The organism is Shimia sp. (genome assembly GCF_039969785.1).
Taxonomy (GTDB): Bacteria; Pseudomonadota; Alphaproteobacteria; order Rhodobacterales; family Rhodobacteraceae; genus Shimia.
The window spans coordinates 176,194-199,704 of the sequence record NZ_JBDVNC010000005.1; the positions used below are offsets into that span (position 1 = coordinate 176,194).

At 54.9% G+C, this 23,511-nt stretch carries 24 protein-coding genes; 9 read left to right on the forward strand and 15 right to left on the reverse strand.

What is annotated here, in order from left to right:
* Nucleotides 1–61: 61 nt before the first annotated feature.
* The 3 genes from ABJI08_RS03055 to dusB are packed head-to-tail and all read right to left on the reverse strand — an operon-like array spanning nt 62 to nt 3,509.
* Complete coding sequence (locus ABJI08_RS03055; RefSeq protein WP_348400345.1) at nt 62–1,426, reverse strand: sigma-54 dependent transcriptional regulator; 1,365 nt, start codon at nt 1,424–1,426, stop codon at nt 62–64.
* Nucleotides 1,426–2,511, reverse strand: coding sequence for an ATP-binding protein (locus ABJI08_RS03060; RefSeq protein WP_348400346.1), 1,086 nt, complete (start codon nt 2,509–2,511; stop codon nt 1,426–1,428). The genes ABJI08_RS03055 and ABJI08_RS03060 overlap by 1 nt, the downstream gene beginning before the upstream one ends.
* The gene (gene dusB, locus ABJI08_RS03065) at nt 2,508–3,509 is read right to left on the reverse strand and encodes a tRNA dihydrouridine synthase DusB (protein WP_348400347.1); all 1,002 of its coding nucleotides are present in this window, start codon (nt 3,507–3,509) and stop codon (nt 2,508–2,510) included. Before dusB ends, ABJI08_RS03060 begins: the two co-directional genes overlap by 4 nt.
* A 158-nt stretch (nt 3,510–3,667) precedes the next feature.
* On the opposite strand from dusB, the gene ABJI08_RS03070 reads away from it, so the two are divergent.
* The 4 genes from ABJI08_RS03070 (at nt 3,668) to ABJI08_RS03085 (ending at nt 7,114) form a co-directional block, all read left to right on the forward strand.
* Nucleotides 3,668–4,813 (forward strand): bifunctional 2-C-methyl-D-erythritol 4-phosphate cytidylyltransferase/2-C-methyl-D-erythritol 2,4-cyclodiphosphate synthase, encoded by a 1,146-nt coding sequence (locus tag ABJI08_RS03070; protein ID WP_348400348.1) that lies wholly within the window; start codon nt 3,668–3,670, stop codon nt 4,811–4,813.
* A complete protein-coding gene (locus tag ABJI08_RS03075; RefSeq protein WP_348400349.1) occupies nt 4,810–5,292 on the forward strand; it encodes a phosphatidylglycerophosphatase A in 483 nt (160 codons plus the stop codon). Before ABJI08_RS03070 ends, ABJI08_RS03075 begins: the two co-directional genes overlap by 4 nt.
* Nucleotides 5,292–5,765: a CinA family protein gene (locus ABJI08_RS03080; RefSeq protein WP_348400350.1), complete on the forward strand. Its 474-nt coding sequence runs from the start codon at nt 5,292–5,294 to the stop codon at nt 5,763–5,765. Before ABJI08_RS03075 ends, ABJI08_RS03080 begins: the two co-directional genes overlap by 1 nt.
* A 161-nt stretch (nt 5,766–5,926) precedes the next feature.
* Complete coding sequence (locus ABJI08_RS03085; RefSeq protein WP_348400351.1) at nt 5,927–7,114, forward strand: ammonium transporter; 1,188 nt, start codon at nt 5,927–5,929, stop codon at nt 7,112–7,114.
* A gap of 75 nt (nt 7,115–7,189) precedes the next feature.
* On the opposite strand, the gene ABJI08_RS03090 is transcribed toward ABJI08_RS03085, so the two are convergent.
* Both ABJI08_RS03090 and ABJI08_RS03095 read right to left on the reverse strand, forming a co-directional pair.
* A complete protein-coding gene (locus tag ABJI08_RS03090) occupies nt 7,190–8,494 on the reverse strand; it encodes an MmgE/PrpD family protein (protein ID WP_348400352.1) in 1,305 nt (434 codons plus the stop codon).
* A gap of 18 nt (nt 8,495–8,512) precedes the next feature.
* Complete coding sequence (locus tag ABJI08_RS03095) at nt 8,513–8,956, reverse strand: type II toxin-antitoxin system RatA family toxin (RefSeq protein WP_348400353.1); 444 nt, start codon at nt 8,954–8,956, stop codon at nt 8,513–8,515.
* 81 nt (nt 8,957–9,037) lie between these two features.
* Between ABJI08_RS03095 and hpt the strand changes: the two genes are divergently transcribed.
* Entirely contained in the window at nt 9,038–9,577 is a 540-nt protein-coding gene (gene hpt, locus ABJI08_RS03100) for a hypoxanthine phosphoribosyltransferase (protein WP_348400354.1), read from the forward strand.
* A complete protein-coding gene (locus tag ABJI08_RS03105; protein ID WP_348400355.1) occupies nt 9,574–9,756 on the forward strand; it encodes a hypothetical protein in 183 nt (60 codons plus the stop codon). The genes hpt and ABJI08_RS03105 overlap by 4 nt, the downstream gene beginning before the upstream one ends.
* Nucleotides 9,757–9,761: 5 nt before the next feature.
* Here the strand turns inward: ABJI08_RS03105 and ABJI08_RS03110 are convergent, their stop codons facing one another.
* Nucleotides 9,762–10,649 carry a LysR family transcriptional regulator gene (locus ABJI08_RS03110; RefSeq protein ID WP_348400356.1) on the reverse strand — a complete coding sequence of 296 codons (888 nt, stop codon included), beginning with the start codon at nt 10,647–10,649 and terminating at the stop codon, nt 9,762–9,764.
* Between the two features lie 70 nt (nt 10,650–10,719).
* Here ABJI08_RS03110 and ABJI08_RS03115 point away from each other — a divergent pair, with 70 nt between their 5' ends.
* Together ABJI08_RS03115 and ABJI08_RS03120 are read left to right on the forward strand one after the other, a co-directional pair.
* Nucleotides 10,720–11,184, forward strand: coding sequence for a cytochrome c (locus ABJI08_RS03115; protein WP_348400357.1), 465 nt, complete (start codon nt 10,720–10,722; stop codon nt 11,182–11,184).
* A gap of 69 nt (nt 11,185–11,253) precedes the next feature.
* Complete coding sequence (locus tag ABJI08_RS03120; RefSeq protein WP_348400358.1) at nt 11,254–12,132, forward strand: cytochrome c; 879 nt, start codon at nt 11,254–11,256, stop codon at nt 12,130–12,132.
* Between the two features lie 218 nt (nt 12,133–12,350).
* Here the strand turns inward: ABJI08_RS03120 and ABJI08_RS03125 are convergent, their stop codons facing one another.
* The 8 genes from ABJI08_RS03125 to lipA all read right to left on the reverse strand — a co-directional run bounded on the left by ABJI08_RS03125 (nt 12,351) and on the right by lipA (nt 21,434).
* A complete protein-coding gene (locus ABJI08_RS03125; RefSeq protein WP_348400359.1) occupies nt 12,351–13,736 on the reverse strand; it encodes an IS1182 family transposase in 1,386 nt (461 codons plus the stop codon).
* Nucleotides 13,693–14,103, reverse strand: coding sequence for a hypothetical protein (locus ABJI08_RS03130; RefSeq protein WP_348400360.1), 411 nt, complete (start codon nt 14,101–14,103; stop codon nt 13,693–13,695). Before ABJI08_RS03130 ends, ABJI08_RS03125 begins: the two co-directional genes overlap by 44 nt.
* 158 nt (nt 14,104–14,261) lie before the next feature.
* Complete coding sequence (locus tag ABJI08_RS03135) at nt 14,262–14,690, reverse strand: RbsD/FucU domain-containing protein (RefSeq protein WP_348400361.1); 429 nt, start codon at nt 14,688–14,690, stop codon at nt 14,262–14,264.
* 135 nt (nt 14,691–14,825) lie between these two features.
* Nucleotides 14,826–15,611: a helix-turn-helix domain-containing protein gene (locus tag ABJI08_RS03140; protein WP_348400362.1), complete on the reverse strand. Its 786-nt coding sequence runs from the start codon at nt 15,609–15,611 to the stop codon at nt 14,826–14,828.
* Nucleotides 15,612–15,702: 91 nt separating this feature from the next.
* The gene (locus tag ABJI08_RS03145; protein ID WP_348400363.1) at nt 15,703–16,662 is read right to left on the reverse strand and encodes a substrate-binding domain-containing protein; all 960 of its coding nucleotides are present in this window, start codon (nt 16,660–16,662) and stop codon (nt 15,703–15,705) included.
* Nucleotides 16,663–16,752: 90 nt separating this feature from the next.
* The gene (locus tag ABJI08_RS03150) at nt 16,753–18,027 is read right to left on the reverse strand and encodes an ABC transporter permease (protein ID WP_348400364.1); all 1,275 of its coding nucleotides are present in this window, start codon (nt 18,025–18,027) and stop codon (nt 16,753–16,755) included.
* Between the two features lie 32 nt (nt 18,028–18,059).
* A complete protein-coding gene (locus ABJI08_RS03155; protein ID WP_348400365.1) occupies nt 18,060–19,604 on the reverse strand; it encodes a sugar ABC transporter ATP-binding protein in 1,545 nt (514 codons plus the stop codon).
* Nucleotides 19,605–20,483: 879 nt separating this feature from the next.
* Complete coding sequence (lipA, locus tag ABJI08_RS03160) at nt 20,484–21,434, reverse strand: lipoyl synthase (RefSeq protein WP_348400366.1); 951 nt, start codon at nt 21,432–21,434, stop codon at nt 20,484–20,486.
* A 211-nt stretch (nt 21,435–21,645) separates the two neighbouring features.
* On the opposite strand from lipA, the gene ABJI08_RS03165 reads away from it, so the two are divergent.
* Complete coding sequence (locus ABJI08_RS03165; protein WP_348400367.1) at nt 21,646–22,194, forward strand: peroxiredoxin; 549 nt, start codon at nt 21,646–21,648, stop codon at nt 22,192–22,194.
* Nucleotides 22,195–22,287: 93 nt separating this feature from the next.
* On the opposite strand, the gene ABJI08_RS03170 is transcribed toward ABJI08_RS03165, so the two are convergent.
* Nucleotides 22,288–23,355: a DUF6456 domain-containing protein gene (locus tag ABJI08_RS03170; RefSeq protein WP_348400368.1), complete on the reverse strand. Its 1,068-nt coding sequence runs from the start codon at nt 23,353–23,355 to the stop codon at nt 22,288–22,290.
* Between the last annotated feature and the right edge of the window lie 156 nt (nt 23,356–23,511).

Sequence of the window (23,511 nt, forward strand, 5' to 3'; positions counted from 1 at the left end):
ACCGCTATATCGTGTGGCTCTTATGGACCTGCGTCCTTTGAGCCACTGTTATGTGGCAGTTTTACATCAACTTGCGGCGCCGTGTCACGTGAATATCCAGATCAGTGATTTTCTTACGTAACGTATTTCGGTTAATCCCAAGCAGATCAGCACATTTCGCCTGATTTCCACCGGTTGCGTCCAGCGCAATTTCGATCAAAGGCAACTCAATTTCCCGCAGGATTCGCGCATAGAGCCCTGCGGGCGGCAGCATATTGCCATGCAGATCGAAATATCGACGCAAGTGACGCCCCACCGCCGCCGTTAATTTTTCGGTGTCCTCCCCGCCCAACAACGGTCCGACTTGCGGTTGCGACCCCAAAACGGCCTCCGCTTCGGCTTGAGAGATTTCTTCGGCACGCGCAGTCAGAACCAAACGGCGTACAGCATTTTCCAGTTGGCGCACATTTCCGGGCCAACTATAGGCGCGGAACATCTCCATCGCATCCTCTGAAAATACCCGTACAGGCGACCCGTCCCGCTCAGACTTGGCCAGAAAATGTTCGACCAGCAACGCAATATCATCCACTCGTTCGCGCAGGCTAGGCACGTGCACAGTTGCGCCATTCAACCGGTAATACAGATCCTGACGCACAGTGCCCTTTTCCATCGCATCGCCCAGATTGCTTTGGCTGGTCGCCATAAATCGTGGGTTATGCTCGCCAGGGTTGTCCATCATACGCACAATCCGCGCCTGAATTTCATCGTCAATGTCGCCAATCTCATCAAACAGTATCGTCCCCCCTTTGGCTTTGGCCAAAACGCGCACCGGGCCTTCGAGATTATTTAGATCCGCAACATTCACCACAACAAACGGTAAGGTTCTACGATCTGAAAAATCGTGTATTTCCTTTGCAATCAGAGATTTACCAGTACCACTTTCACCTGAAATCAAAACTGGCAGATCGGTATTCATCACCCGAGCAACCAAGCGATACAATGCCTGCATCGCCGGCGTACGACCGACCAAGGGTAGTTCATCAGGGCGCTCGCCTTCGGTTTGAGACGCCGCCGGAACCCGGCGTTTCTGTTCCAGCGCTTTACCAGTGCGTTTCATCAGATCAGGCAGATCAAACGGCTTTGGCAAATAGTCATAGGCCTCGGCTTCTGCGGCCTGAATGGCCGTCATAATGGTATTCTGCGCTGAAATCACGATCACCGGCAGCCCGGGGCGATCTTCTGAAATCTTGGGCAACATTTCGAGCCCGTTTCCGTCTGGCATCACCACATCCGTGATCACCACATCGCCTTTGCCTTCGCCGACCCACCGCATCAGCGTGGTCAACGACGACGTCGCATGCACCTTACATCCGGCACGTGTCAGTGCCTGTGTCAGTACGGTGCGAATTGTGCGGTCATCATCAGCGACTAGAATAGTTCCGTCCATCAGAGGCTCTCCTGGTATTTCGTAAGTGTGTCTTTACCGGCGCGCGGCAATGAAATGCGGAACACAGTGCGCCCGGGCACGCTGTCCACTGTAATCATACCGTTATGGTCGGAAATAATTTTGCTGACCAAAGCCAGCCCCAATCCGGTTCCGTTTTCCCGCCCCGAAACAAACGGATCAAATACGTCGCCATGAATGTCCTGCGGCAATCCCGGCCCGTCATCGATCACTTCAATCTGAAGCGGTAACGGTTGGCCACTGCCATCGGCACGGCGTAGCCGGAACGAATGCTCGTAATAAGTCTTAAGGCGAATAGTGCCAATATTTTCAGATGCTTCTGACGCATTCCTAAGCAGATTTAGCACCACTTGCAGTAACTGATCCGCATCGCCCTCTGCTGGGGGGAGCGACGGGTCGTAGTCTTCGATCATGGTCATATGGGCGCCAATCCCCAACAACGCAGAGCGACGCGCGCGATCCAGCACGTCATGAATGTTAACCGGTGCCTTTTGCGGCGGAGACAGATTGCCAAATTGCTCAACCTGCTCCAGCAGTTTCACTATGCGGCGGCTTTCCTCGACGATCAGATCCGTCAACTCCAGGTCTTCCGGCGCCAGGTTCATCGATAGCAACTGCGCCGCACCTGTGATCCCCGCCAATGGGTTTTTGATCTCATGCGCCAACATCTCGGCCATGCCAATGGCAGATTTTGCCGATGACTTAACACCGTGGCCGCGTGTCATGCGCCCGGCCAGCTCACGTGATGAAATCAGGAACAACATCTGTCCGGGTGCGTCCGTCAATGGCGAAATCTGAAGATTGCATTGCACGGGCGGACCGTCGCCTGTGCCCATATCCGCGTCATTCACAAACAGCGGCGTGCCGTTCTCTCGCGCACGATGAAAGGCTTCTTCCAACGGAGAATCCACCATCACCTTGTCCCAGATCGGCTGACCCAGCATCGACTTCGAAGACGCATTCAGAAACCCTTCGGCAGCCGGATTCAAATCAATGATTTCGTCGTTTTGATTGACCAGTAACGCCGGAACAGGCAACGAATTCCAGATGGCTTTGTCTGCGCTCATGCGGCTTTTTCCTGATTTGAGGTATCTTCGAACGCGTCCGGCAACATCTGCAGGACGTCTTTGGGGCAAATCGCCGTTTGAATGCGGCGGCGCAACTCTGCGTTTGTGCCAGCATCATCCATGTACCAACCCAGATGTTTACGTGCGACACGCCCGCCAAGCTCTTGACCATAAAAGATTAAAATGGCCTCATAGTGCGCGCGCACCATTTCCGTCAAAGCCTTGCCGCGCGGAATATCCGGCGCTTGCTGCCCAAATAGTTTTGCTGCGATCTGGGCCAGCATCCAAGGCCGTCCCTGCGCCCCGCGACCAACCATTACACCGTCCGCGCCTGATCGGTCTAACGCTTGTCTGGCCGTATCCGGATCGACAATGTCTCCATTGGCGATCACTGGCACCGACACGGCGGATTTGACCGCAGAAATGGCGTTCCAATCGGCCACGCCTTTGTAAAACTGACACCGGGTCCGCCCGTGAATGGTGATCATCTGAACGCCCGCATTTTCCGCACGTCGCGCCAACTCGGGAGCATTCAGCAATGCATCATCCCATCCCAGTCGCGTTTTCAACGTCACAGGAATGGACACCGCACCCACAACCGCCTCAATCAGGGTCAAGGCATGGTCCAGATCTTTCATCAGCGCCGATCCGCTGGCTCCAGCCCCACTGCTGCTGGTCACCTTTTTGGCGGGACACCCCATATTGATATCGATCAGCGCGGCACCGTTGGCCTCAACCTGCCGTGCGGCTTCGCCCATCCAATACGCTTCACGCCCGGCCAGCTGAACCGCTGTGTTGGCACGGCCAAACCCCAGTTCTGCGCGTTCCCGCACACCCGGCTTGGCCTGCACCATTTCCTGACTGGCGACCATCTCGCTCACCACCAGCCCGGCACCGAAACCCGATACCAGATCGCGAAACGGCCGATCAGTGATCCCTGCCAACGGGGCCAGGAAAACCGGGGGTTCCAAAGTGAGATGCGCGACTTGAATGGTCAAATGCCTAATCCTTGTGCATGAATTCGTGCTACCCGACTCAACTGGTAACCTCAATGATCCCAAAGGGTCATTTGTAGCGAAATTATGCAGTTGATTAAAAATTAGGCAAATACAAGGGGTCGATTGCCTCTCAGACTTGCAGGTTCTAGACAGACAGCATGACAAATACAGGATTCAAGGCCGCTGCCATCATCGTTGCCGCAGGTCGCGGCACCCGCGCCGGGGCAGGATTGCCCAAACAATGGCGTCCCCTTGCCGGGCGTCGCGTCGTCGACTGGACAATTGACGCCTTTGACACACATCTCCGAATTGACCGGATTGTATTGGTGATCCATCCCGATGATGCCGATTTCGCCAGCGGATTGCCCGCAACAATCGTACATGGCGGCGCGACCCGCGATGCTTCGGTACGTGCCGGGCTGGATGCGCTGACGGACACCGGGCTGACCCACGTTCTGATCCATGACGCCGCCCGTGCGGGTATTGATCACGGCACAATCTCGGCCGTCATTGACGCGCTCAACGATGGTGCCCAAGGCGCGGCACCGGCCCTGCAGGTTACAGACGCGCTTTGGTACGGGACCGACAATCAGGTTGCCGGGACACAAGATCGCGCCGGGCTATATCGCGCGCAAACGCCGCAAGGGTTCTCACTCCCTGTAATTCGCGCCGCCCATGCAGCCCATTCCGGTGGTGCCTCTGACGATGTCGAGGTCGCCCGTGCAGCCGGGGTTGACGTCAAGATCGTACCGGGCCACGAAACCAATCTGAAAATCACTACACCAGACGATTTTGCACGTCTGGAAACACATCTGAGAGGCACCATGGACATACGATTGGGCAACGGCTTTGACGTACACGCCTTTGAGGCCGGGGATCATGTCACCCTGTGCGGCGTTGATATCGCCCACACCCGCGGCCTGCGCGGCCACAGCGACGCAGATGTCGGGATGCATGCCGTAACCGATGCAATCTATGGCGCGCTGGCACAAGGCGATATCGGCCGTCATTTCCCCCCGTCCGAGGCAGAATGGAAAGACGCAGACAGCGCGATCTTTTTACGACATGCCGTTGATTTGGCAGCACAAATGAAGTTCTCGATCTCAAATATCGATTGCACATTGATCTGCGAGCACCCCAAAATCGGACCACATGCCGCCACCATGACAACCCGCATGTCCGAGATCATGAACCTTGACAGCGACCGGATTTCAATCAAAGCCACAACCTCAGAAAAACTCGGCTTTACAGGCCGCGAAGAAGGCATCGCCGCGCTCGCGACCGCAACATTGGTGAAATCATGAGCAGACAAGTTGCAACCTTTTTTGGCGTTGGCCTTCTGCCCTGGGCGCCGGGCACATGGGGCTCTCTTGCGGCCTTGATCCTCGGCTGGGGGATCGAACGGTACTTAGGCTTCTGGCCGCTGGTGCTGGCAACGCTGATTTCTGTTGTTGCGGGTTTTTGGGCCTGTCGCGCAGAATTGCGGAACAAGCCCGGTGAAGATCCTTCGGAATTTGTAATAGATGAGGTCGCGGGCATGTGGATAGCCATGCTGTTCCCGGCCGCAGGCTTTTATATGCGCGATATGTCGATGGTCTGGCCCGGTCCGGTTGCGGCATTCCTGTTTTTCCGTCTGTTTGATATCAGGAAACCGTGGCTCGTGGGGCGCGCCGATCAACGTCACGATGCGGACGGAGTGATGCTGGACGATATCTGGGCTGGCGTCTTTGCGGGGCTTGCCACATTAATCTGCGCAGCCATTTACCATGTCTTCCTGATCTGATGACGACAGCGGCTGAAATACTAACCCTGTGCACATCCAAAGGCCTGTGCATTGCCACAGCCGAAAGCTGTACCGGCGGAATGGTCGCCGCTGCACTGACCGATATCCCCGGATCCTCAGCCGTGTTTGAGCGCGGCTTTGTCACCTACACAAATGCCGCCAAAACCGAAATGCTGGGCGTGCGCGAAGCAACCCTCGCAGCGCATGGCGCGGTATCAGAAGAAGTGGCGCGCGAAATGGCACTGGGCGCACTGGTCAACAGCGACGCCGATATCGCGATCTCTGTCACCGGAATCGCTGGTCCGGGCGGGTCAGAGTTCAAACCCGAAGGCCGTGTCTGTTTTGGCATCGCTTTTGGGTCCAACTGCACCACGCAAACGGTTGAATTTGGCGCTCCGGGGCGCGACGCGGTTCGAATGGCGGCGCGGAATCACGCTTTGGCGATGGTTTTTGAGACTGCGTCCTCACAGTGATGCAATTTTCATCACTTGCGCGACTATTGCGCCTAATTTTTAGTCATATCGCAAAACGCCTGCGATAAGGGCACCAAATACCCCCCTTGCCTCTTTGTTTTGCACGACCAATCCGTTCTTTGGCGGCCAAACAATCAATACACTTTTGGAAGGGATAAGAAATGAACGGAGCGGACACCGCATGGATCATCGTGGCGACAGCCCTGGTCCTGTTCATGACTTTGCCGGGATTGGCGCTGTTCTATGGCGGCCTGGTGCGGGCACGCAACGTGCTCAGCGTGTTTATGCAAACCTACGCCATTGCCTGTCTGATGAGCATCCTGTGGCTCGTCTTTGGCTATTCCATCGCCTTTGGCAATGACGGCGGCAGCACCAGCCTTTGGGGCGGTCTGGGCAAAATGTTCCTTTCGGGAGTGACGGCAGACAGCCTGTCCGGAACGCTTCCCGAAGTGTTGTTCTTTGCCTTTCAGATGACATTCGCCATCATCACACCTGCGCTGATCGTTGGTGCCTATGTTGAACGCATCGGTTTTGGCTTTGTCCTGCTGTTCTCGGGCGCCTGGATGCTGCTGTGCTATGCGCCTGTGGTGCACTGGATCTGGGGCGGCGGTATGTTGGCCGATGGCGGTATCTTTGGCGAAACCGGGGTGCGCGACTTTGCCGGTGGCATTGTGGTTCACGAAACAGCCGGAATTGCCGCCCTGCTCGTCGCCGTATTCCTCGGCCCGCGGAAAAACCGCACAACCCCGCCTCACGCACCTTGGATGGTGATGATCGGCGCGGCCATGCTTTGGGTTGGCTGGTTTGGCTTTAATGGCGGATCGCAACTGGCAGCGGATGGCGGCGCGGCGATGGCGTTGACCGTGACTCATATTTCGGCAGCCACCGCATCCCTGACATGGGCGCTGTGGGAGCGTATCAAATACGGCAAGGCGTCGATGGTTGGTCTCGTTACTGGTACAATTGCCGGCCTGGCCTCGATCACCCCGGCCAGTGGTTTTGTTGGCCCGATTGAGGCGCTGATCATTGGTGCCGTCGCTGGTATCCTGTGTCAGGAAGCGGTCAATCTGGTGCGCAACAAACTGCGTATTGATGACACGCTCGACGTTTTTGCCGTGCACGGTGTTGGCGGTATCTTTGGTACCATCATGATCGCCGTCTTTGGTCAGGGCACATGGGTTGCCCAGCTGGGTGGTCTTGCTGTTGTTGGCGTGTTCACTGCTGTTGTGACGGTTGTTCTGATCAAGGTCTGCGGCCTGATCACGCCATTGCGTGTTGATGCCGAAACCGAAGTCAACGGCCTTGACCTGTCAGCACATGGCGAACGGGCCTACGACATCGCGTCCTGACGCTCAGTCAAAAAAACGTGGTCCGAAGCAATTCGGAAACACAACCAAAGGCGGCCAAATACTGGGCCGCCTTTTTCATGTCTGGTTGGTGGAAATAACCTGCCCCAGCTCGACAGGTGCCGCTGCCGTTTCGATCAACCACCAAAGCTGCGCTGCCAGTCCCTCACCGACAAGCGACGCAGCTTTGGCTTTCAGACGCGTCTCGCGATCCTTCAACTTTATCGGCATGTCCAGATCATGCGCAGCAATATGGCGCGTGCCATCCTTTTGCACGATCTCCACCCGCGTCGCAGTTTCCGAAATCGCCTCGTCCGTCTCGACCAACACCCGTTCGCGCAAGGCAACCACCTCAGTATCACAACACAGCTGATCCGAATAACTGCTCAGCTTTGCCGTGTCATGCCCCAGCAAAGCCATCGCCGTGACCATACGATACGAAAATTTTGCGCCCAACCCGGTGTCAGGGCTCAGTTGATTGCACACGCCCAGCCAACGTGGGTGCGTTGTGATCCGAACCAGCTCAACATCCTTCGCCGGTGGCCTGTTCATTCCCGCCAGGGCCTCAAGCGTAGCGTGAAGCCCATGGCAACAGGCATGGAACTTGTGGCTGATGTCATCAAACACCCACACCTCACCCAAACCGTCCAGGGCGCGGGCGTTGCCTTCTCCGGCATGCGTGTCACCAAATCCCTGCGCGGCCTCCAGACCATTTGCATTGGGTTCAAACCCGCGCTCCACCAACAAAGCCGCCTCAAGCCCGTTTGATGCAGCGATGCCTGCGTTATAAGGTTTGCCCATGGTGCCAAACTGTGACTTTAGCCCTGACGCACGGGTCGCTACCAACCCCAGCGCAGCCCCAACATCTGTCCGACCCATGCCCAACAACCGCGCACATGCCGCAGCCGCGCCAAAGGCACCTGCCGTTCCGGTTTGGTGAAACCCGCTTTGATAGTGCGTCCGTCCCAGCCAAACACCCACGCGAATGCTGGTTTCGATCCCCAGCAATGTCGCAATCTGCATGTCGCGCCCGCTGGCACCCAGCTTTTCAGCCATTGCCAACACAGCAGACACAACCGCCACACTTGGATGCCCAATATGGGCGAAATGCGTGTCGTCGTAATCCAGCGCATGTGAGGTTGTGCCATTCACCAACGCTGCCGCGCGGGCGGGCATCACGCCACCTCCAAACACATGCGCCTGTGCGGCGCCACCTTCGTCCAGCGCCATGTCGCGCACAATTCGCGCCACAGGTTCGTCCCGCCCGGCAATTCCAACAGCCGCCCAATCCAACATAGACAACTGCACCATGCGCAACGTCGCCTCTGGAATACGGTCCGCATCAATTTCGGCAACAAATGTCGCAAGTCGTTCGGTTATCATGCCCCCTCCTGCCCATGATCAGCCGTAAAGTGCCCTGGCCCGGTTTTCGAACGCCGCCACAATACGATGCATCGCCTCATTGAACACCAATCCAATGGCCTTTTGCAAAATCAGATTGCGAAACTCGAAATCGACAAAAAAGGCCACTTCGCAGCCGCCATCGACATCTTTGAAATCCCATGTGGATTTCATGTATTTAAACGGTCCGTCCAGATATTCGGTGTCGATATGTTTGATCTTCGGGTGCAAAACCACCCGGCTGCCAAACCGCTCTCGGAACACTTTGAACGATATCACCAGATCCGCCAGCATCAGTTCGGCACCATCCTGATCTTCGCGAGACCGAATGCGCGCCGCCGCACACCAGGGCAGGAATTTTGGATAGGTTTCAACATCCGCAACCAGATCATACATCTGCTGCGCCGTGTAAGGCAGCTTGCGTGTCTCAGAGTGGGTCGGCATGTCGCTCCCTGACATTGCGGATTTTCACGTGACAGTCGGCGCTCATTACGTATTCTGCGCATGGAAAATCAAGAGGGTGTCATGCCAGAGCGTCCATATGTCATCGATCAAATGATCTCGGCCAAGTCCATAGCGGCTCGTATCGAGGAACTTTGCAGTGAAATTTCACAGGAATATGCCGATACGGACAAGCTGATTGTTGTTGGTCTACTGCGGGGGTCGTTTGTCTTTATTGCCGATCTCGTGCGCGAATTGGACCTGCCCGTCGAGGTCGATTTTCTTGAGGCATCGTCTTACGGTAATGCCATGGAAAGTTCGAGAGAAGTACGTATTCTCAAAGATTTACGTGGTGAAATTGAAGGGCGTGACATCCTTGTTGTCGAAGACATTGTCGACACTGGACACACGCTGACCCATGTTTTGCATCTGCTGCAATCACGCCATCCCGCCAAGCTGAAATCTATCGCTTTGCTTGATAAACCGTCTCGACGCGAGGCCGATATCAAAGCCGACTGGATCGGGTTTTCCATCCCAGATGAATTTGTCGTGGGGTACGGCATCGATTTCGCCCAACGTAACCGCAATTTGCCATTTATCGGCAAAGTGCGATTCACCGAATGAACATTCGCCACTATCTGCGCATGGCCCGATGGGCCAGAAATCCGCCTTCGGAAAAGCGTATCAAGATGGTGGCTGCTATTATCGTGGCCTGTCTGGCGCTGTTTGCGGTTGAACGATTTGTCGGCTGGCCTGACTGGATGACACCGAATTACACGCCCAAAGGCCGGATCGTGAAATAGCCTGTTCAGTCCGCCTGATGCCCGGCCAAGGCCGCGGCGCGGGCCACCAGCCCAGAAACAAGAAACCGGCGCACCGCGGCAACGCGTGACACGTTGGCCATATCCTCGTGGCACGCGACCCAGATCGGTACAGATGGCAGATCTCCCGGGCGGTCCAGTCGCCTTAACCCGGGAACATAATCGGCCACACAACACGGCAATACGGCCCGTCCCAGCCCCTGTCGGGCCAGCTCGGCAACAACCATGAAACTGTCGGCCGCACCCACAATCTTATCTGCGGGAACATTCTCCGCTATCCACCCTGCCACTGCCGCGCGCGTCAGCTGACCGGTCAATCCCAGCCACACTTCGGGCGAGTCGGGTGCCGCATAAACGCCAAACCCTAATCGCGCGGCCACATCGCCCACCATGTCGTCGCTCAATGACAGCGCAGGGCGCACCGCAACATCCGCATGGCTACCGGAAAAATCACTATAAGCGTTTGTGCTGATCAGGGCGATCTTAACTCTGCTCACGTCATTGTGAAACGCGCCCACCATCGGCGGCAGCACCACCTGACAGAACGTATCGGTCGACGAAACTCGCACTGTGCCCACCAAAGGAGCGCGCGTTCCGGTTAGCAAATGCTGCACGGAATCCACCGCGTTGCCGACCTCCCGCGCAGCCTCGATCATCCGTAACTGCTCTGCACGAACCCTGTAACCTTTTGAAGTTCTTTCAAAAATTTTGACCCCATGGCGATCTTCAAAGGCCGCAATCCGCCGCAACACCGTGGCATGGTTTACCCCCAACCGACGCGCCGCGCCACTGACCGTACCAGTCTCGGCAACCGTCAGGACAAACCTCATGTCATCCCAGTTCTCGTTGTGCATAAATGAAAGAGTACCCTGCATATTTTCGGGATGGTATTCGATTTTTTCACAAGTAGGCTGGTGACATCAGCAACGTTATTCGGAGCAATCCATGAAAAACCTTTTCAAAACCACAGGCGCCGCCCTGAGCCTCGCTCTGCTAGGCGGCACAGCATTCGCAGATGGCCATGTCGACGCGGCCATCAAGGCACGCCAGTCTCAAATGCAGCTCTATGCTTTTAACCTCGGCGCGCTTGGCGCAATGGCCAAAGGTGCAGTGGCCTATGATGCCGAAGCAGCAACCGCTGCCGCAAGCAACCTCGCCGCAGTCGCCATGTTAGACCAGTCGATGCTTTGGCCGGCAGGATCGGACAGTGGCGCTGCAAAAACGCGGGCAAAAGCCGAGATGTGGTCCAACTATCCCGACGTAATGGCCAAGGGCAAGGCGCTTAGCGATGCGGCTGTTGCGATGCAGGCCGCTGCCGGTACAGATCTGGACTCTCTGCGCGGTGCAATGGGCGCAGTTGGCGGCGCTTGCGGTGCCTGCCATAAAGTCTATCGCGAACCCGAGAGCTGAAGTGTAAGTTGAAGAACAAGTGACACCGGCAACGTCTCGCTGCCGGTGTTTTTATTTGGGAGATCAGCCATGCGCCGTTTTATTGTCAATGTCACTTTCTTTGGCTTGATTGGGCTAGGCATATTCTGGTTCCTGACCCGTCCGGAAACTTTGCCTGAAACGGCGCTGGACGGGTTGACCGCCGATGCAACCCACGGAAAACAGGTGTTTTACGCCGCAGGCTGCGCCGCCTGTCACACCGCGCCAGAGGCCGAAGCCGCTGAAATGCCGATCCTTTCGGGGGGCCAGACCTTTCCGTCGCCTTTCGGAACGTTCACCGCGCCCAATATTTCGTCTGACCCGGTTCAAGGCATTGGCAACTGGTCCGCGTTGGATTTGGCAAACGCCATGAAACACGGCACATCCCCGGACGGACAGCATTATTATCCTGCCTTTCCTTACACGACCTATGCTCGGGCATCGCTTCAGGATATCGCGGATTTGCATGCCTTTCTCATGACGCTGCCCGCAGATGCCACCCCCAGCCAACCGCATGTCCTTGGCTTCCCGTTCAATATTCGCCTGTCGCTGGGAGGTTGGAAATGGCTTTTTCTCGACGATACATGGGTCACCCAGGCACCCACACCGGAACTGGAACGCGGCCGTTATCTCGTCGAGGCGCTGGGACATTGCGGCGAATGCCACACGCCGCGTGGCCCGTTGGGCGACACCGATTTCGGCGCATGGCTGACAGGTGCGCCCGACCCTTCAGGCAAAGGCAAGGTTCCAGATATCACACCCGGTGCGTTGGGATGGCCTGCTCAGGAGCTCGCCTATTACTTTGAAACCGGCTTTACCCCGGAATATGACAGCGCAGGGGGGCATATGACACATGTGATAGAAAACCTGTCCCAACTGCCCGCCGAAGACCGCGATGCCATTGCCGCCTACTTGACAGCCCTGCCCTGACCGCAATGCCAGAAAACGAAAAAGGGCCGCGCAAAGCGCAGCCCCTTTTTGAGCATTCCCACAGTTCCTACTTGTTGAACGTCACAGTTGGATCAAACTCAACAAGCGGTCGTTCCTGCAAACGCAGCGAACGGCAGGAAAGAGCCGATTCTGTGGAAAAACAGCGTGCTGCGAGTGCAGAAAATATGGTTGAAAATTGGGCGCAAGTGCCTTTTTTGTCAGGCTTTGCGCATTTGCTGCGGTGCGGGAAAGATCTTGGCTAGTTTGCGGAGGTTTTGGGCGGTTGCGGCGAGTAGGAATTCGTCATTTGCACCACATGGACCGCGTAATCGCAATCGTCCCAACCCAAGGATGCGTTTGAGGTGGGCGAAGAGCATTTCCACCTTCTTTCGCAGCCGCATTGAGATCGCATATTGCTTTGTCTTGGCAATATCACGGGCAACCTGTCGGGCATTTTCATGTTCTTCACGGGTGATTTTTCGCGCATTTGCTTTCGGGCAGCACTTCATCTTGGATGGGCAGGTCTGGCAGCTGTGTTTCAGCGCCTGATACTTGGCGACCCCTTTGCCAGATGGACCACGGTTCGGATCTGAGTAGTTGCGCCGGAAATGCTTGAGCGGTTCGCCCTCGGGGCAAATGTACTGGTTGTTCTCGGGATCCCATTCAAAATCTGTGCGGGACCATGTGCCGTCTGTTCGACCTGCTTTATCCAGCACAGGAATGTGAGGTTTGATGTCGCGATCAACGAGCCATCCCAACATCGGCCCTGATCCATAGGCGCTGTCGGCGATGAGCCTTTCTGGCTCAATGTCATGCTGTGCATTGATCCGATCCAGCATGGTGCGCACAGAACCGACTTCGGCCTGTCGGATCGACCTCGTGCCTTCCACATCAACGATGACACTGTGGTCAGTGTCGATGAGGTAATTGGTCGAATAGCTGAAGAACGCAGGGCCTTTACGGGCTGCCGTCCACTGGCTGGCTGGGTCAGAGTGGGAGGTGAACTTGGGCTCCACAGTTGATGCTGCACCGAATGCTGCGTCGTCCAACACGTCGAGATATTCCTTAACTGCACGCGGCGCGTCTGCTGGGTCAATTGTGCTACGATCCCAATCTTCCTTTGGCGTTGAGTTCTGTTTGTTGGTGTCGGCTTCAATCAAGCTGGCATCTGCCGCAAGGCGTTGTCCGCTGACTAAGCCGTCCGCAATGCACTGTGCGACAGTCTTCTCGAACAAATGTCGCAGCAGTTTGCTCTCCCGGAAACGCCCGTGGCGGTTCTTCGAAAATGTCGAATGGTTTGGAATTGGGTCAGACAAATCGAGGCGACAGAACCAACGATAAGCCAGGTTCAAATGCACCTCTTCGCAGAGCTTCCGCTCAGACCTGATGCCAAAGCAATAACCGACTAGAAGCATACGGATGAGAAGCTCAGGATCAATCGATGGGCGGCCAGTGTGGCTGTAAAACTCTGCGAGATATTGCCGAATGTCGCCCAGATCGACGAACCGGTCAATCGAGCGCAACAGATGGTCTTGCGGGACGTGGTCTTCCAGCGAGAACTCATAAAACAGCGCTGCCTGTGCTTCCTGCTTTGGTCCCATCATCGCAAAATCCCCCAATCCCTAAAGGAATTGAATCAGCGTATGCGCCGCCAATCAAGAAAGAGTTTTTCAACAAAATCAGCCCGTCTCGGTTATTCCATTTTTTACGCTTCGCGCGCTCGCAGCACGAAAATCGCCGCAGGCGCTCAAATTCAACGCCACAATGCAGCGGGAAGAGCGGCCATTCGTCGATCTTGCAGCAATTCCCAGACGGCCAATTTGCAGGACGCGGACGAAGCGCGTTTTTTTCCGGCGACACGCGAATTGCTGGCTTTGGGGAAAAGACAAAATCCCACTTGCGGCAGAAGGCGTAGGAAATCCCTTGGCCTGCGGTGGTGATCAGCGCTGTTATGCTGTCTAACCGTCCCATCACTTTGCTCCTTCTGGTATGCAAATATGGGCCGCGTTGCCGTCCAATATCGCGTTGCGATTCAGGTAGTCCAAACCGTCCAAAAAACTGCAGAGCGGCCGATCACCACCTGCCATATGTGTTGAACATCGTGTACTTTGGCCAATCGTTGCCCCCGGTCAGGTGAAGACGCCCTTCGTTAGGATAATGTTGCCATAGAGGCGGCGTTCGCCGGTTTGCACCACGGCAAAGGCAGACTTGGCGCGTTCGTAGAATGCGAACCGTTCCAGCAACATGAGGTCGCACGGCGCGTCCGCCGTGGCATTGATGATGGCTTGGAAATCTGCGACGGCTTCGGGAACGGCATTTGCATCGCCGACCACCTGCATGCAGAGCGCTGGTGTCTGGGTGTAGGTGTCAAGCGGCATCACGGACAGAACTGCGTTTAAAACAACACTCGCATCAGACCCATCGGCGCGGATGCAGCGGGGCCCCAGACTTTCTGCGGGAAAGTTGGCGTCGGCAATCACAATCCCATCGCCATGCCCCATCGCGCGCAGCACATACAGCAAGTCAGGGCACAGTATCGGGTCTAGGTTGCGTAACATTGAAAGGCCTTAAGTTAAGAAATGAGCCGAATTTGAAGAATGTGGTCAACCAAATGGCTGCCATCCAAAGTTTAGAGCGCGGGGATTTCCGTTGGCTGGGCATTCCGTCCAAGCAGGTTTTAAAAAGAAGGGCGTTCAGTTATGAGCAATCCGATACGCGAGTGACGGCATCGCAATGTCGATCTTTCGACCAAGAGCTGCGACCGCAGATTTCAGATGTGAGGCAATATCAGGCACAGCGTTTTGCAAGGCCTTCGTATCTAAAATTGCCAGGGTGACCGCAGCCACCGATATTTGATCATTGCCTACCGTTACCGGTGCCGAAAGTTCTAGGACCGAATGGAGTTCTGGGTTCGGCGACAAGACGTAACCATCCTTCAGGCAGTCTTTGGACAACTGCATAATTTGATCCCGATCTGCCTTGGACATGGTTGCAATTGCGCTGTTGGTGTCCCGTCTACCTGCAAGAAGACACGCCGCAGTTCCTGACCCCGAAAGGTCAGTTCGAAACCCGATCTGAAGCGACAAGCCATAGCTTTTGGAGGCATCCATATTTGCAATTACGAGCATCTGATTTTCATCCAACACAGACAAATGGTTTGAATAACCTGTCTCATCTGAAAGCTGTTTTAGTTGGGGTTGCGCAAGTTCTGACAGCCGGCTGTTGAATGACCGTTGCGCCCCCAATACAGAAAGACGATCAGTCATCGTATATGTGTCGCCGTCAAAACGCTGGATATATCCACGCTCTTCTAACACGATCATCATGCGAAAAATCTCACTTTTTGACCGATCAATGCCGCTCGCAATTTCGGAAAGCGTTGGTTTGAAATCGCTGAGGGACAAAAACTCCAAAATATCCAAACCTTTTTCCAAGGCCGGAGCAGAGTATTTTTGAAGTTTTTCTGGTTTCTTAGACACTTGTCGCTCTCATCTCCTGTGTATTTGCATTTCCATTCTCATTAAAAGCGGCCGAACGCATCACACGCTCGACCACCAGGGAGGACCTAAATTACTTCAGGCCGTTCCGCTCCAGGATCTCTCCTGAATTTGCAGATGTGATCGCTTCGGTCCCAAGAACTACTTCACGTGGAACCTCAGCTCCACCAAGGTATGCGAGAGCCTGGCGCAAACCTTCAGCACCCGGAGTCGGGTACAGGAATGTCGCAGCCAATTCACCGTTATCGACCCAAAGCACACCTTCGCCCGGCAACCCGTCAACACCAATAAAGATGATGTCATCCGCACGACCGGCATCTTTCGCAGCTAGGTATGCGCCATAAGCCATTGGGTCATTGTGACCATAGACCATATCGATGTCTTCATAGTTGCGAAGCGCAGTAGCCATGATGTCATAGGCTTGGTCTTGCTTCCAATCACCAGACTGACGGTCAAGAAGGAACGTAACGCCTTCTTCACCTTCAAACGCTGCGTGGAAGGGGTCAGAACGCTCGAACGTCGCTGTGATGCCAAGGCCGCCGTAGATTTCGACGATGTTACCTTGTGCATTGCCAGCGCCGCCCAGTTGTTCCAGCGCAAATTCACCGGCAGCTTCGCCGATCAAAGAGTTATTGCCACCGACCCACTGCACGAACTGGTCCGTGTCAACGTTGCGGTCCAAAACGAACACAGGGATGCCAGCCGCAGTCGCCTGTTCAACAACACCAGTCAAGCCTGCGGATTCCTTTGGTGAAATCAGGATCGCATCGACTTCTTGGCGGATAAAGTTCTCAACATCGGCTACTTGGGTGTCTGTGCGGTCACTCGCATCAGAGATCAGAAGTTCAACATTGCTATGGAGTTCAGCTTCTGCGCGCAGGTCTTTATTGAACTGGACGCGCCATGGTTCAACTGTCGTAACCTGTGAGAAACCAATGACATAGTCTTCTGCGAGTGCAGCAGTTGCGGTCAACGAAGTCGTGACCAACAGGCTAGCGGCTAATACGGTATTGCAAAATGTTCTTCTTTCCATGATTTTCCTCCCTATCATGGGTGCAGCAAGTGTGCTGCGTTTGATGATTGCTCCGGTCCCTAACCCTTCAAAGTGGGGGACCGGGGCAGCTTAACGCTTGGTCAGTTTGTATTTCAGCCAAGCGAAACTTCCGTCAAAGCGTCCTTCCTGCAGAAGAACCGCGGCGACGATGATCAGCCCCTTCAGGATGAGCTGTGTGTTACTATCGATATTATTGAGCTGCAAAATGTTGCTCAGGAAGCCAAATATCAGGACGCCGACAAGTGTTCCCAAGATGGCACCACGTCCGCCCATTAGGCTGGTGCCACCGATAACGACTGCCGCGATGGCGTCCAGCTCCAGACCAATACCAGCATCCGGTTTGCCCTGTCGGAATTGCGCTACGTACAACACACCGGCCAACGTCGCGAGCGCACCTGCAATTGCGTAGGTCGAGATTTTGATGCGTCCCACGTTGATACCCGCAAGGCGCGCGGCCTCTTCATTTCCGCCAATCGCCAGCAAGTAGCTGCCAAAGGTCGTGAGCCGGGTCAGCATGAAGAAAACCACAAGCACCCCAATGAAAACAACTCCCGGAACGGGCATAAAACCCCAGAGCAACATTCGCAAAACTTCGAACGCTTCAGTTGCATTACTGCCCGTATATACGGGGTGCACAGCTGTATCTTGCCCCGCAACAACCCGGGCCAAACCCAGCGCACCAACCATCATGGCAAGCGTCACGATAAAGGGCTGCAACCGGCCATGAACAATAATCACACCGTTCAATGCCCCCATGATCGCTCCGACGCAAGGAACCGCGATAAGAACTGCAACAACACCGAACTTCGTATCAATCTGCGCAGCAAGCCATATCGCCAAGGCGACCCCGACGGCAGCAGCAATCCCGATAGACAGCGTATTGGCCGTGGAAGACGTTTTTGCGTTCATCCCTGGCTTTGCCGCGTTCTTGATCAAAAACGCAATTAGGGCAAATACGCAGAACCCGATTACAAGCCCGGAGGCCGGGATCGCGAACATACTCGCCGCAGTCCAGCCTTCCTGAGTTAGCAGCATCGCGCAAATAACCGTACCCAACGCCATGATCGACCCGACAGACAAATCAATGCCTGCAATAAAAATTACCATCGTCATGCCGACAGCCACGATGCCCGTGACCGAAACCTGCCGCAGCACGTCCGTCAGGTTACCTATCGATAGAAAGATGTTCGTGCCCTTGGATGTAATGGGCGACGATAATGCACCAAATAGCAGCAGAATGATCAGACCCCAATACAACTTCGTGCGTGCAATCATACGCCACAATATAGGAGAGGAATTGGGGCCCGTGTCTTGGTCTTTTGGAGTGGCGTCTATCGCGCTCATCTTACGTTCCTTTTGTCTGGGGGGCCTGATAATCAGAACCGCATCGCCAGCTCTTTGATTGAATCAACCGACATTTCATCAGCGCTAAGTTCACCCGTGATCCGTCCTTCACAAAGAACGATCATACGGTCGCAAACCGCCAGGTATTCAGGGATTTCCGAGCTGACAAACAACACTGACAGTCCACTGTCCGCCAGTTTGCCGATCAATTCATAAATTTCATCTTTGGCACCGATATCGATGCCGCGGGTTGGTTCATCCAGCAACAGAATATTAGGATGTGTCGCCAGCCATTTTCCAAGGACAACTTTCTGCTGGTTTCCACCGCTTAATCGCCCGACAACATGGTCAGGGCCGAGGGCAGCAATGCGCAGCTTTTCAATTGCGGCTTCTGCCTCTGCTGTTTGCATCCTTTGCGAAACAAGCCCGTATCGGGTTTTCAACGGCAGCAGGGGCAAAGCGATATTGTCGCGGATCGGACGTTCGAGCAACAAACCGTTACCCTTTCGGTCTTCGGTGATAAGGGCCAATCCAGCCTCGACGCCTGCGGCCGGTGTGCTGGGCCAACAATTGCCACCATTCAAGGTAATCTTGCCTGCGACAGGAACACCCCGCGCGCCAAATAACGTCTCGAGCAACTCGGTACGCCCCGCTCCGAGCAGGCCACCAATGCCAAGCACTTCGCCCTTGCGCAGATCAAAACCCACATCCTCAAGTAAGACTTTTTCACCGTCTTTGAGGCCAAGTCCTTTCACACTCAGCACAACCTCAGGAGACGCAGGTGTGTGGCGTTCGATCTTTTCAATTTCGACAGAACGACCAACCATCATTTCGACCAGCTCGCCGGGCGTTGTATCAGACACCAGCTTTGTCCCGATCAAATCGCCATCGCGCAAAACCGTTACACGATCTGAGATTTCAAAAACTTCATCCATACGGTGCGAAATATAGATGACTGCAACGCCTTGCAGGGCCAGATCGCGGACGACCTCCATCAGAATATCTGCTTCGGTTTGTGACAAAGCCGACGTAGGCTCGTCCATAATTAGAACGCGCGCATCCATCAGCAAAGCACGCGCAATTTCGACCAGCTGCTGTTCGCCAACACGCAGGTCTTTGACCGGCCTATCGACGTCTAGCGTAAACCCGAACCGCGCCAAAACAGCTTTAGCCTCTTTGCGAAGACGTTTACGGTCAATAAAAATGGACCTGTGGACAGGTTCGTGGCCCAGCATCACGTTTTCAGCAACGGTCATTTCGGGCACCAGGCTCAGTTCTTGGTGCATGATGACGATGCCTTCGGCCTCTGCCTCACGCGGCGATGCCAGCGTGACGGCGCGACCATCAATTTCCATGGTGCCAAAACTTGGTTTCTGCACGCCACTGATAATCTTTACCAACGTGCTTTTGCCGGCACCATTTTCACCCATCAACGTGTGGATCTCACCACCGGTGATCGCAAGCGAAACGTCTCGCAGAACGGAGACGCCCGAAAAGGACATTCCAATGCCAGACAGGCTCATTTCCGCTTTGCTGTCAGCAGAGATGGCCACCGTCGAAGCGACTGCGTTAGACATTTTGGTATTCCTCTTCCAATCCCCCCATTGGGGAGGTTTCATATACAAAACGATTTCACAGGCAAAGCCAGATTGTCAAGTAAGGGGAGGTCCAAAGTTATTTTGCTTGGCAAATTCTCCAATAAATTAGAGCGCAATCCGCTGAATATAAGGTGTTTTGTATATGAAACCCGTTCTGAATCCGCCCTCCCAGTTAAGGGCTCTATTTACTTCGAGGAGGAATCTGGCACCGCTGTCTCGCAGTTCAGCCAGGTAAACTAACCCCGAATGTGATTCGTATCCGCGCTCGCTGATTTCTAAACTTGGAAGTGAAAACCTGCTTTAGCATCTCCCCTAGGATTGGCCTTTTGGTTGCACAGCGTTCATCAGCAGCTTGAACGCCAAACATTTCTGGACCAGGTGTGACACACCATCTTAAACTGCCCGTGGCCCACATTGTTTCCATGTCGTTTGACTTGTTCATTTCATCGAAAGCTTGCAATCCGCCTTTGAAGTTTCTTTGCAGGCGCAGCACACAGAAAACGGGCATTTAACTTACATCGCCTAAGGTCTGCTTGGACCGCGACCCGATTACAGAATCCACGCGCATAGAAAGTGCAGTTTTGGGAAGGTAGCTAAAATCGTTTGGCAATGACCGCTTCCACGACGACGGCCGCATTGCAGAAAAACCAAACAACGCGTGCAATACGATGCTGCATCAGCAACATGGTCAAACATCAATGGCGGCAAAGTCCGCTCTGCCGACTTTGACCCAAACCGCGTCGAAGGTCCGGTTTGGGTCAGAAGTGCTTGACGATTGGGCCAATATTGCGTGACGCCACCCATTGATGGGATTCAGAAATTCTGGCGCATAGAGTCAAAGATGCGTGACGTTCCACACTACTGTTTCGTCAGTTGCGCCTCACGCGCGGCCCGCAGGCGCGCGAAATCGTCACCCGCGTGATACGAAGACCGTGTCAAAGGCGTCGCAGACACCATCAGGAACCCTTTGCCAAAAGCCGCCTTTTCATAGCTTTTGAATTCTTCAGGGGTCACAAAACGATCGACGCCGTGATGTTTGGGCGTTGGCTGCAAATATTGACCGATTGTCAGGAAATCAATTTCGGCGGCCCGCATGTCTTCCATCACCTGATGCACGGACTGCTTATTTTCGCCCAATCCGACCATAATGCCCGACTTGGTAAAGATTGATGGATCCATTTCCTTGACCCGCTGCAACAAACGCAGACTGTGGAAATACCGCGCACCCGGTCGCACCTGAGGGTAAAGCCCCGGAACGGTTTCCAGATTGTGATTGAACACATCCGGTTTGGCCTCAACCACAATTTCCAGAACCTCTGGCGCGCATTTCAGGAAATCGGGCGTCAGAATTTCGATTGTCGTCTTGGGTGAGCGATGCCGCACTGCGCGAATGGTTTGCGCAAAATGCTCGGCACCACCGTCTTTCAGATCATCGCGATCCACCGACGTGATTACCACGTGGTTCAGATCCAGCTTTTGCACCGCATCCGCCACACGACCCGGCTCAAACGCATCCAGCGTGTCGGGCTTACCAGTCGCAATGTTACAGAATGTGCATCCGCGCGTACAAATCTCGCCCATGATCATCATCGTGGCGTGACCGGCACTCCAGCATTCGCCGGCATTGGGACATCCGGCTTCTTCACAAACTGTCACCAGCTTGTTGTCGCGCATGATTTTCTTGGTCGCATTGTACCCTTCACCCGTGGGCGCCTTAACGCGAATCCACTTGGGTTTACGCGGCTGGGCATTATCCGGCCGGTGGGCTTTTTCGGGGTGGCGTTGTTCGGGCAGTTTCAGATCACGCAACGGTTTTTACCTTCGGGCAACTTAGGTTCCTGACTGCATACCATAGCGCACGTCGTCAGCTAGTACCAGAAACGCAACCCTGCCATGTCTTTTGCTCATCAACCAGGAATTCTGCAGATGCTAAAAGGTACAATGCAGATGCAGCATTGCACCGCTAATTAGAATCATTATAAGTCGCAGAAACCACTTCGAACCCAAGAGGATTTATCCGATGCAAGTTGGCGTTAACGTTCCAAATGTTGTCTTCAAAACCCGCGTCCGTGACGAAGCTGTTGGCGGCCCCAACCCGTTCCGTTGGCAGGACATGACCAGCAATGATTATTTCAAAGGCAAGCGCGTTGTCCTTTTCTCGCTGCCCGGCGCATTCACGCCGACCTGCTCGACCTACCAGTTGCCCGGATTTGAAGACAATTTCGCTCAGTTTCAAGACATGGGCATCGATGAGATTTACTGCATGTCCGTAAATGACAGCTTTGTCATGAATAAATGGGCCGAAGCGCAAGACATCAAAAATGTCAAAGTCATCCCGGACGGCGCTGGCGAGTTCACTCGCAAAGTCGGCATGCTGGTGCGCAAGGACAACCTTGGCTTTGGTCTGCGCTCGTGGCGCTACGCGGCCATTATCAACAATGGCGTTGTCGAAGCTTGGTTCGAAGAGCCCGGTCTTGCGGACAACCACGGCGAAGATCCTTACGGTGAAAGCGCTCCTGAAAACCTGCTGAAATATCTGGCAGAGGCCAATATCGAAACAGCCGCGTAACCCGCAGCCGTTCCTTTAACAGAATATTGGCCCGCATTTTGCGGGCCTTTTTTGTATTGGAACAAACGACTCCTGTAAGTCACGGGCTAAACCCTACCCGATGTAATCCCCGGCGCCCCCGGCCTGCGACCGGTAGTGTTCGCGCAAACGCATCAGGGCGATCCGCAGCACGATCTTGCCTGAACGTGCCGACCAGCCCAGCCGCTTTTCAGCCGCCTCCAAACCTTCCAGAAAACAGCAGCACCGCATCACGACATCCGACAGCCCCTCTCCCAGATCAACCGCCGCCTCCATGACCCGTTTGCGTGCGGCCTCAGGCCCGCGATCCGCGGCACTGTCTGGTCGCACCCCATTGCTGACACCTGCGGTCAGAAACCGGTCCCAGTTCTGACTGACCCGAGGCCCCATCTGCGCCAACTCAAAATCCTCGCGCAAACGTTCGCCTGCCGCAACAAGGTCATCGCTCAGAAACGGTTGACCGTCCTTGTCCTTGCGCCGCGCCAGCGCCACCAGCGGGCTTTCCGCAATATTGAACCGCACCCGGCGGGTCTTGCCCTTGTCGCGCACGGATTTTTCGCCCCATTCGCGGTGCTGTTGCCCAAACGGCGTCTGAGCTTCTGCAAACCCTTGGGCTGCGTTTTCCTCTTCGGCCACCATACGGTTCAACGCAGATCGGCCTGCCGCCGTAATGGTGTATTGCGCGACCCGACCAGACGCTGTGCAACTGATCCAGTCCTTCAGGATCATGGCCTGCGCAACAGCGCGATCAATCACAGCCGTGCGCGCTGACCCACCATCAGGACGATCGCGCACCACAACCGCCTTTTCCATATCTTTGGCCACAGCCAAAACGGCCCCGGTTTCACACAATCGCCCCAGAACACGTCGCCCTTCGCGTTGCACAACCTCTTCTTCGGGCACCTGCTGCGGGTCCTTTGTGTCACCATTTTCGGGGTTGGCCCGAAGACGTTCCAATGCAGCATCTATCAAAGGATCATCGCGTTTTGCCTCCAGTTTTCTGATCTGGCGCAGAATTGTTGAGGCATGGCATCCCTCACGACGCGCCAGTTCACGTATCGACAATCCGTGTTCCGTATGTGCGACGTAACGCGCAACACTTTCCGGCACCCAGTCGGGCAGGTCATTCATCGGGCTGTTCATTAGCATGCCACCTGTTTCCTCTTACTCCATACGGGTCAGGACTATTGCCCTGTTTACCCACAGAATTATCCCTAAAATTGTCCACAACCTAAAATTGAATTATTACCTGGCTGTTAACATTGCTTCCGTTCAGCAAGATTGTTTCCAAATCCTAAA

Bases quoted from the DNA above. Each gene is read 5' to 3' on its own strand.
- ABJI08_RS03055 (WP_348400345.1), bottom strand. From the start codon at position 1,426: ATGGACGGAACTATTCTAGTCGCTGATGATGACCGCACAATTCGCACC.
- ABJI08_RS03060 (WP_348400346.1), bottom strand. From the start codon at position 2,511: ATGAGCGCAGACAAAGCCATCTGGAATTCGTTGCCTGTTCCGGCGTTA.
- ABJI08_RS03070 (WP_348400348.1), top strand. From the start codon at position 3,668: ATGACAAATACAGGATTCAAGGCCGCTGCCATCATCGTTGCCGCAGGT.
- ABJI08_RS03075 (WP_348400349.1), top strand. From the start codon at position 4,810: ATGAGCAGACAAGTTGCAACCTTTTTTGGCGTTGGCCTTCTGCCCTGG.
- ABJI08_RS03080 (WP_348400350.1), top strand. From the start codon at position 5,292: ATGACGACAGCGGCTGAAATACTAACCCTGTGCACATCCAAAGGCCTG.
- ABJI08_RS03085 (WP_348400351.1), top strand. From the start codon at position 5,927: ATGAACGGAGCGGACACCGCATGGATCATCGTGGCGACAGCCCTGGTC.
- ABJI08_RS03090 (WP_348400352.1), bottom strand. From the start codon at position 8,494: ATGATAACCGAACGACTTGCGACATTTGTTGCCGAAATTGATGCGGAC.
- ABJI08_RS03095 (WP_348400353.1), bottom strand. From the start codon at position 8,956: ATGCCGACCCACTCTGAGACACGCAAGCTGCCTTACACGGCGCAGCAG.
- hpt (WP_348400354.1), top strand. From the start codon at position 9,038: ATGCCAGAGCGTCCATATGTCATCGATCAAATGATCTCGGCCAAGTCC.
- ABJI08_RS03105 (WP_348400355.1), top strand. From the start codon at position 9,574: ATGAACATTCGCCACTATCTGCGCATGGCCCGATGGGCCAGAAATCCG.
- ABJI08_RS03110 (WP_348400356.1), bottom strand. From the start codon at position 10,649: ATGCAGGGTACTCTTTCATTTATGCACAACGAGAACTGGGATGACATG.
- ABJI08_RS03115 (WP_348400357.1), top strand. From the start codon at position 10,720: ATGAAAAACCTTTTCAAAACCACAGGCGCCGCCCTGAGCCTCGCTCTG.
- ABJI08_RS03120 (WP_348400358.1), top strand. From the start codon at position 11,254: ATGCGCCGTTTTATTGTCAATGTCACTTTCTTTGGCTTGATTGGGCTA.
- ABJI08_RS03125 (WP_348400359.1), bottom strand. From the start codon at position 13,736: ATGATGGGACCAAAGCAGGAAGCACAGGCAGCGCTGTTTTATGAGTTC.
- ABJI08_RS03130 (WP_348400360.1), bottom strand. From the start codon at position 14,103: ATGGGACGGTTAGACAGCATAACAGCGCTGATCACCACCGCAGGCCAA.
- ABJI08_RS03135 (WP_348400361.1), bottom strand. From the start codon at position 14,690: ATGTTACGCAACCTAGACCCGATACTGTGCCCTGACTTGCTGTATGTG.
- ABJI08_RS03145 (WP_348400363.1), bottom strand. From the start codon at position 16,662: ATGGAAAGAAGAACATTTTGCAATACCGTATTAGCCGCTAGCCTGTTG.
- ABJI08_RS03150 (WP_348400364.1), bottom strand. From the start codon at position 18,027: ATGAGCGCGATAGACGCCACTCCAAAAGACCAAGACACGGGCCCCAAT.
- ABJI08_RS03155 (WP_348400365.1), bottom strand. From the start codon at position 19,604: ATGTCTAACGCAGTCGCTTCGACGGTGGCCATCTCTGCTGACAGCAAA.
- ABJI08_RS03165 (WP_348400367.1), top strand. From the start codon at position 21,646: ATGCAAGTTGGCGTTAACGTTCCAAATGTTGTCTTCAAAACCCGCGTC.
- ABJI08_RS03170 (WP_348400368.1), bottom strand. From the start codon at position 23,355: ATGAACAGCCCGATGAATGACCTGCCCGACTGGGTGCCGGAAAGTGTT.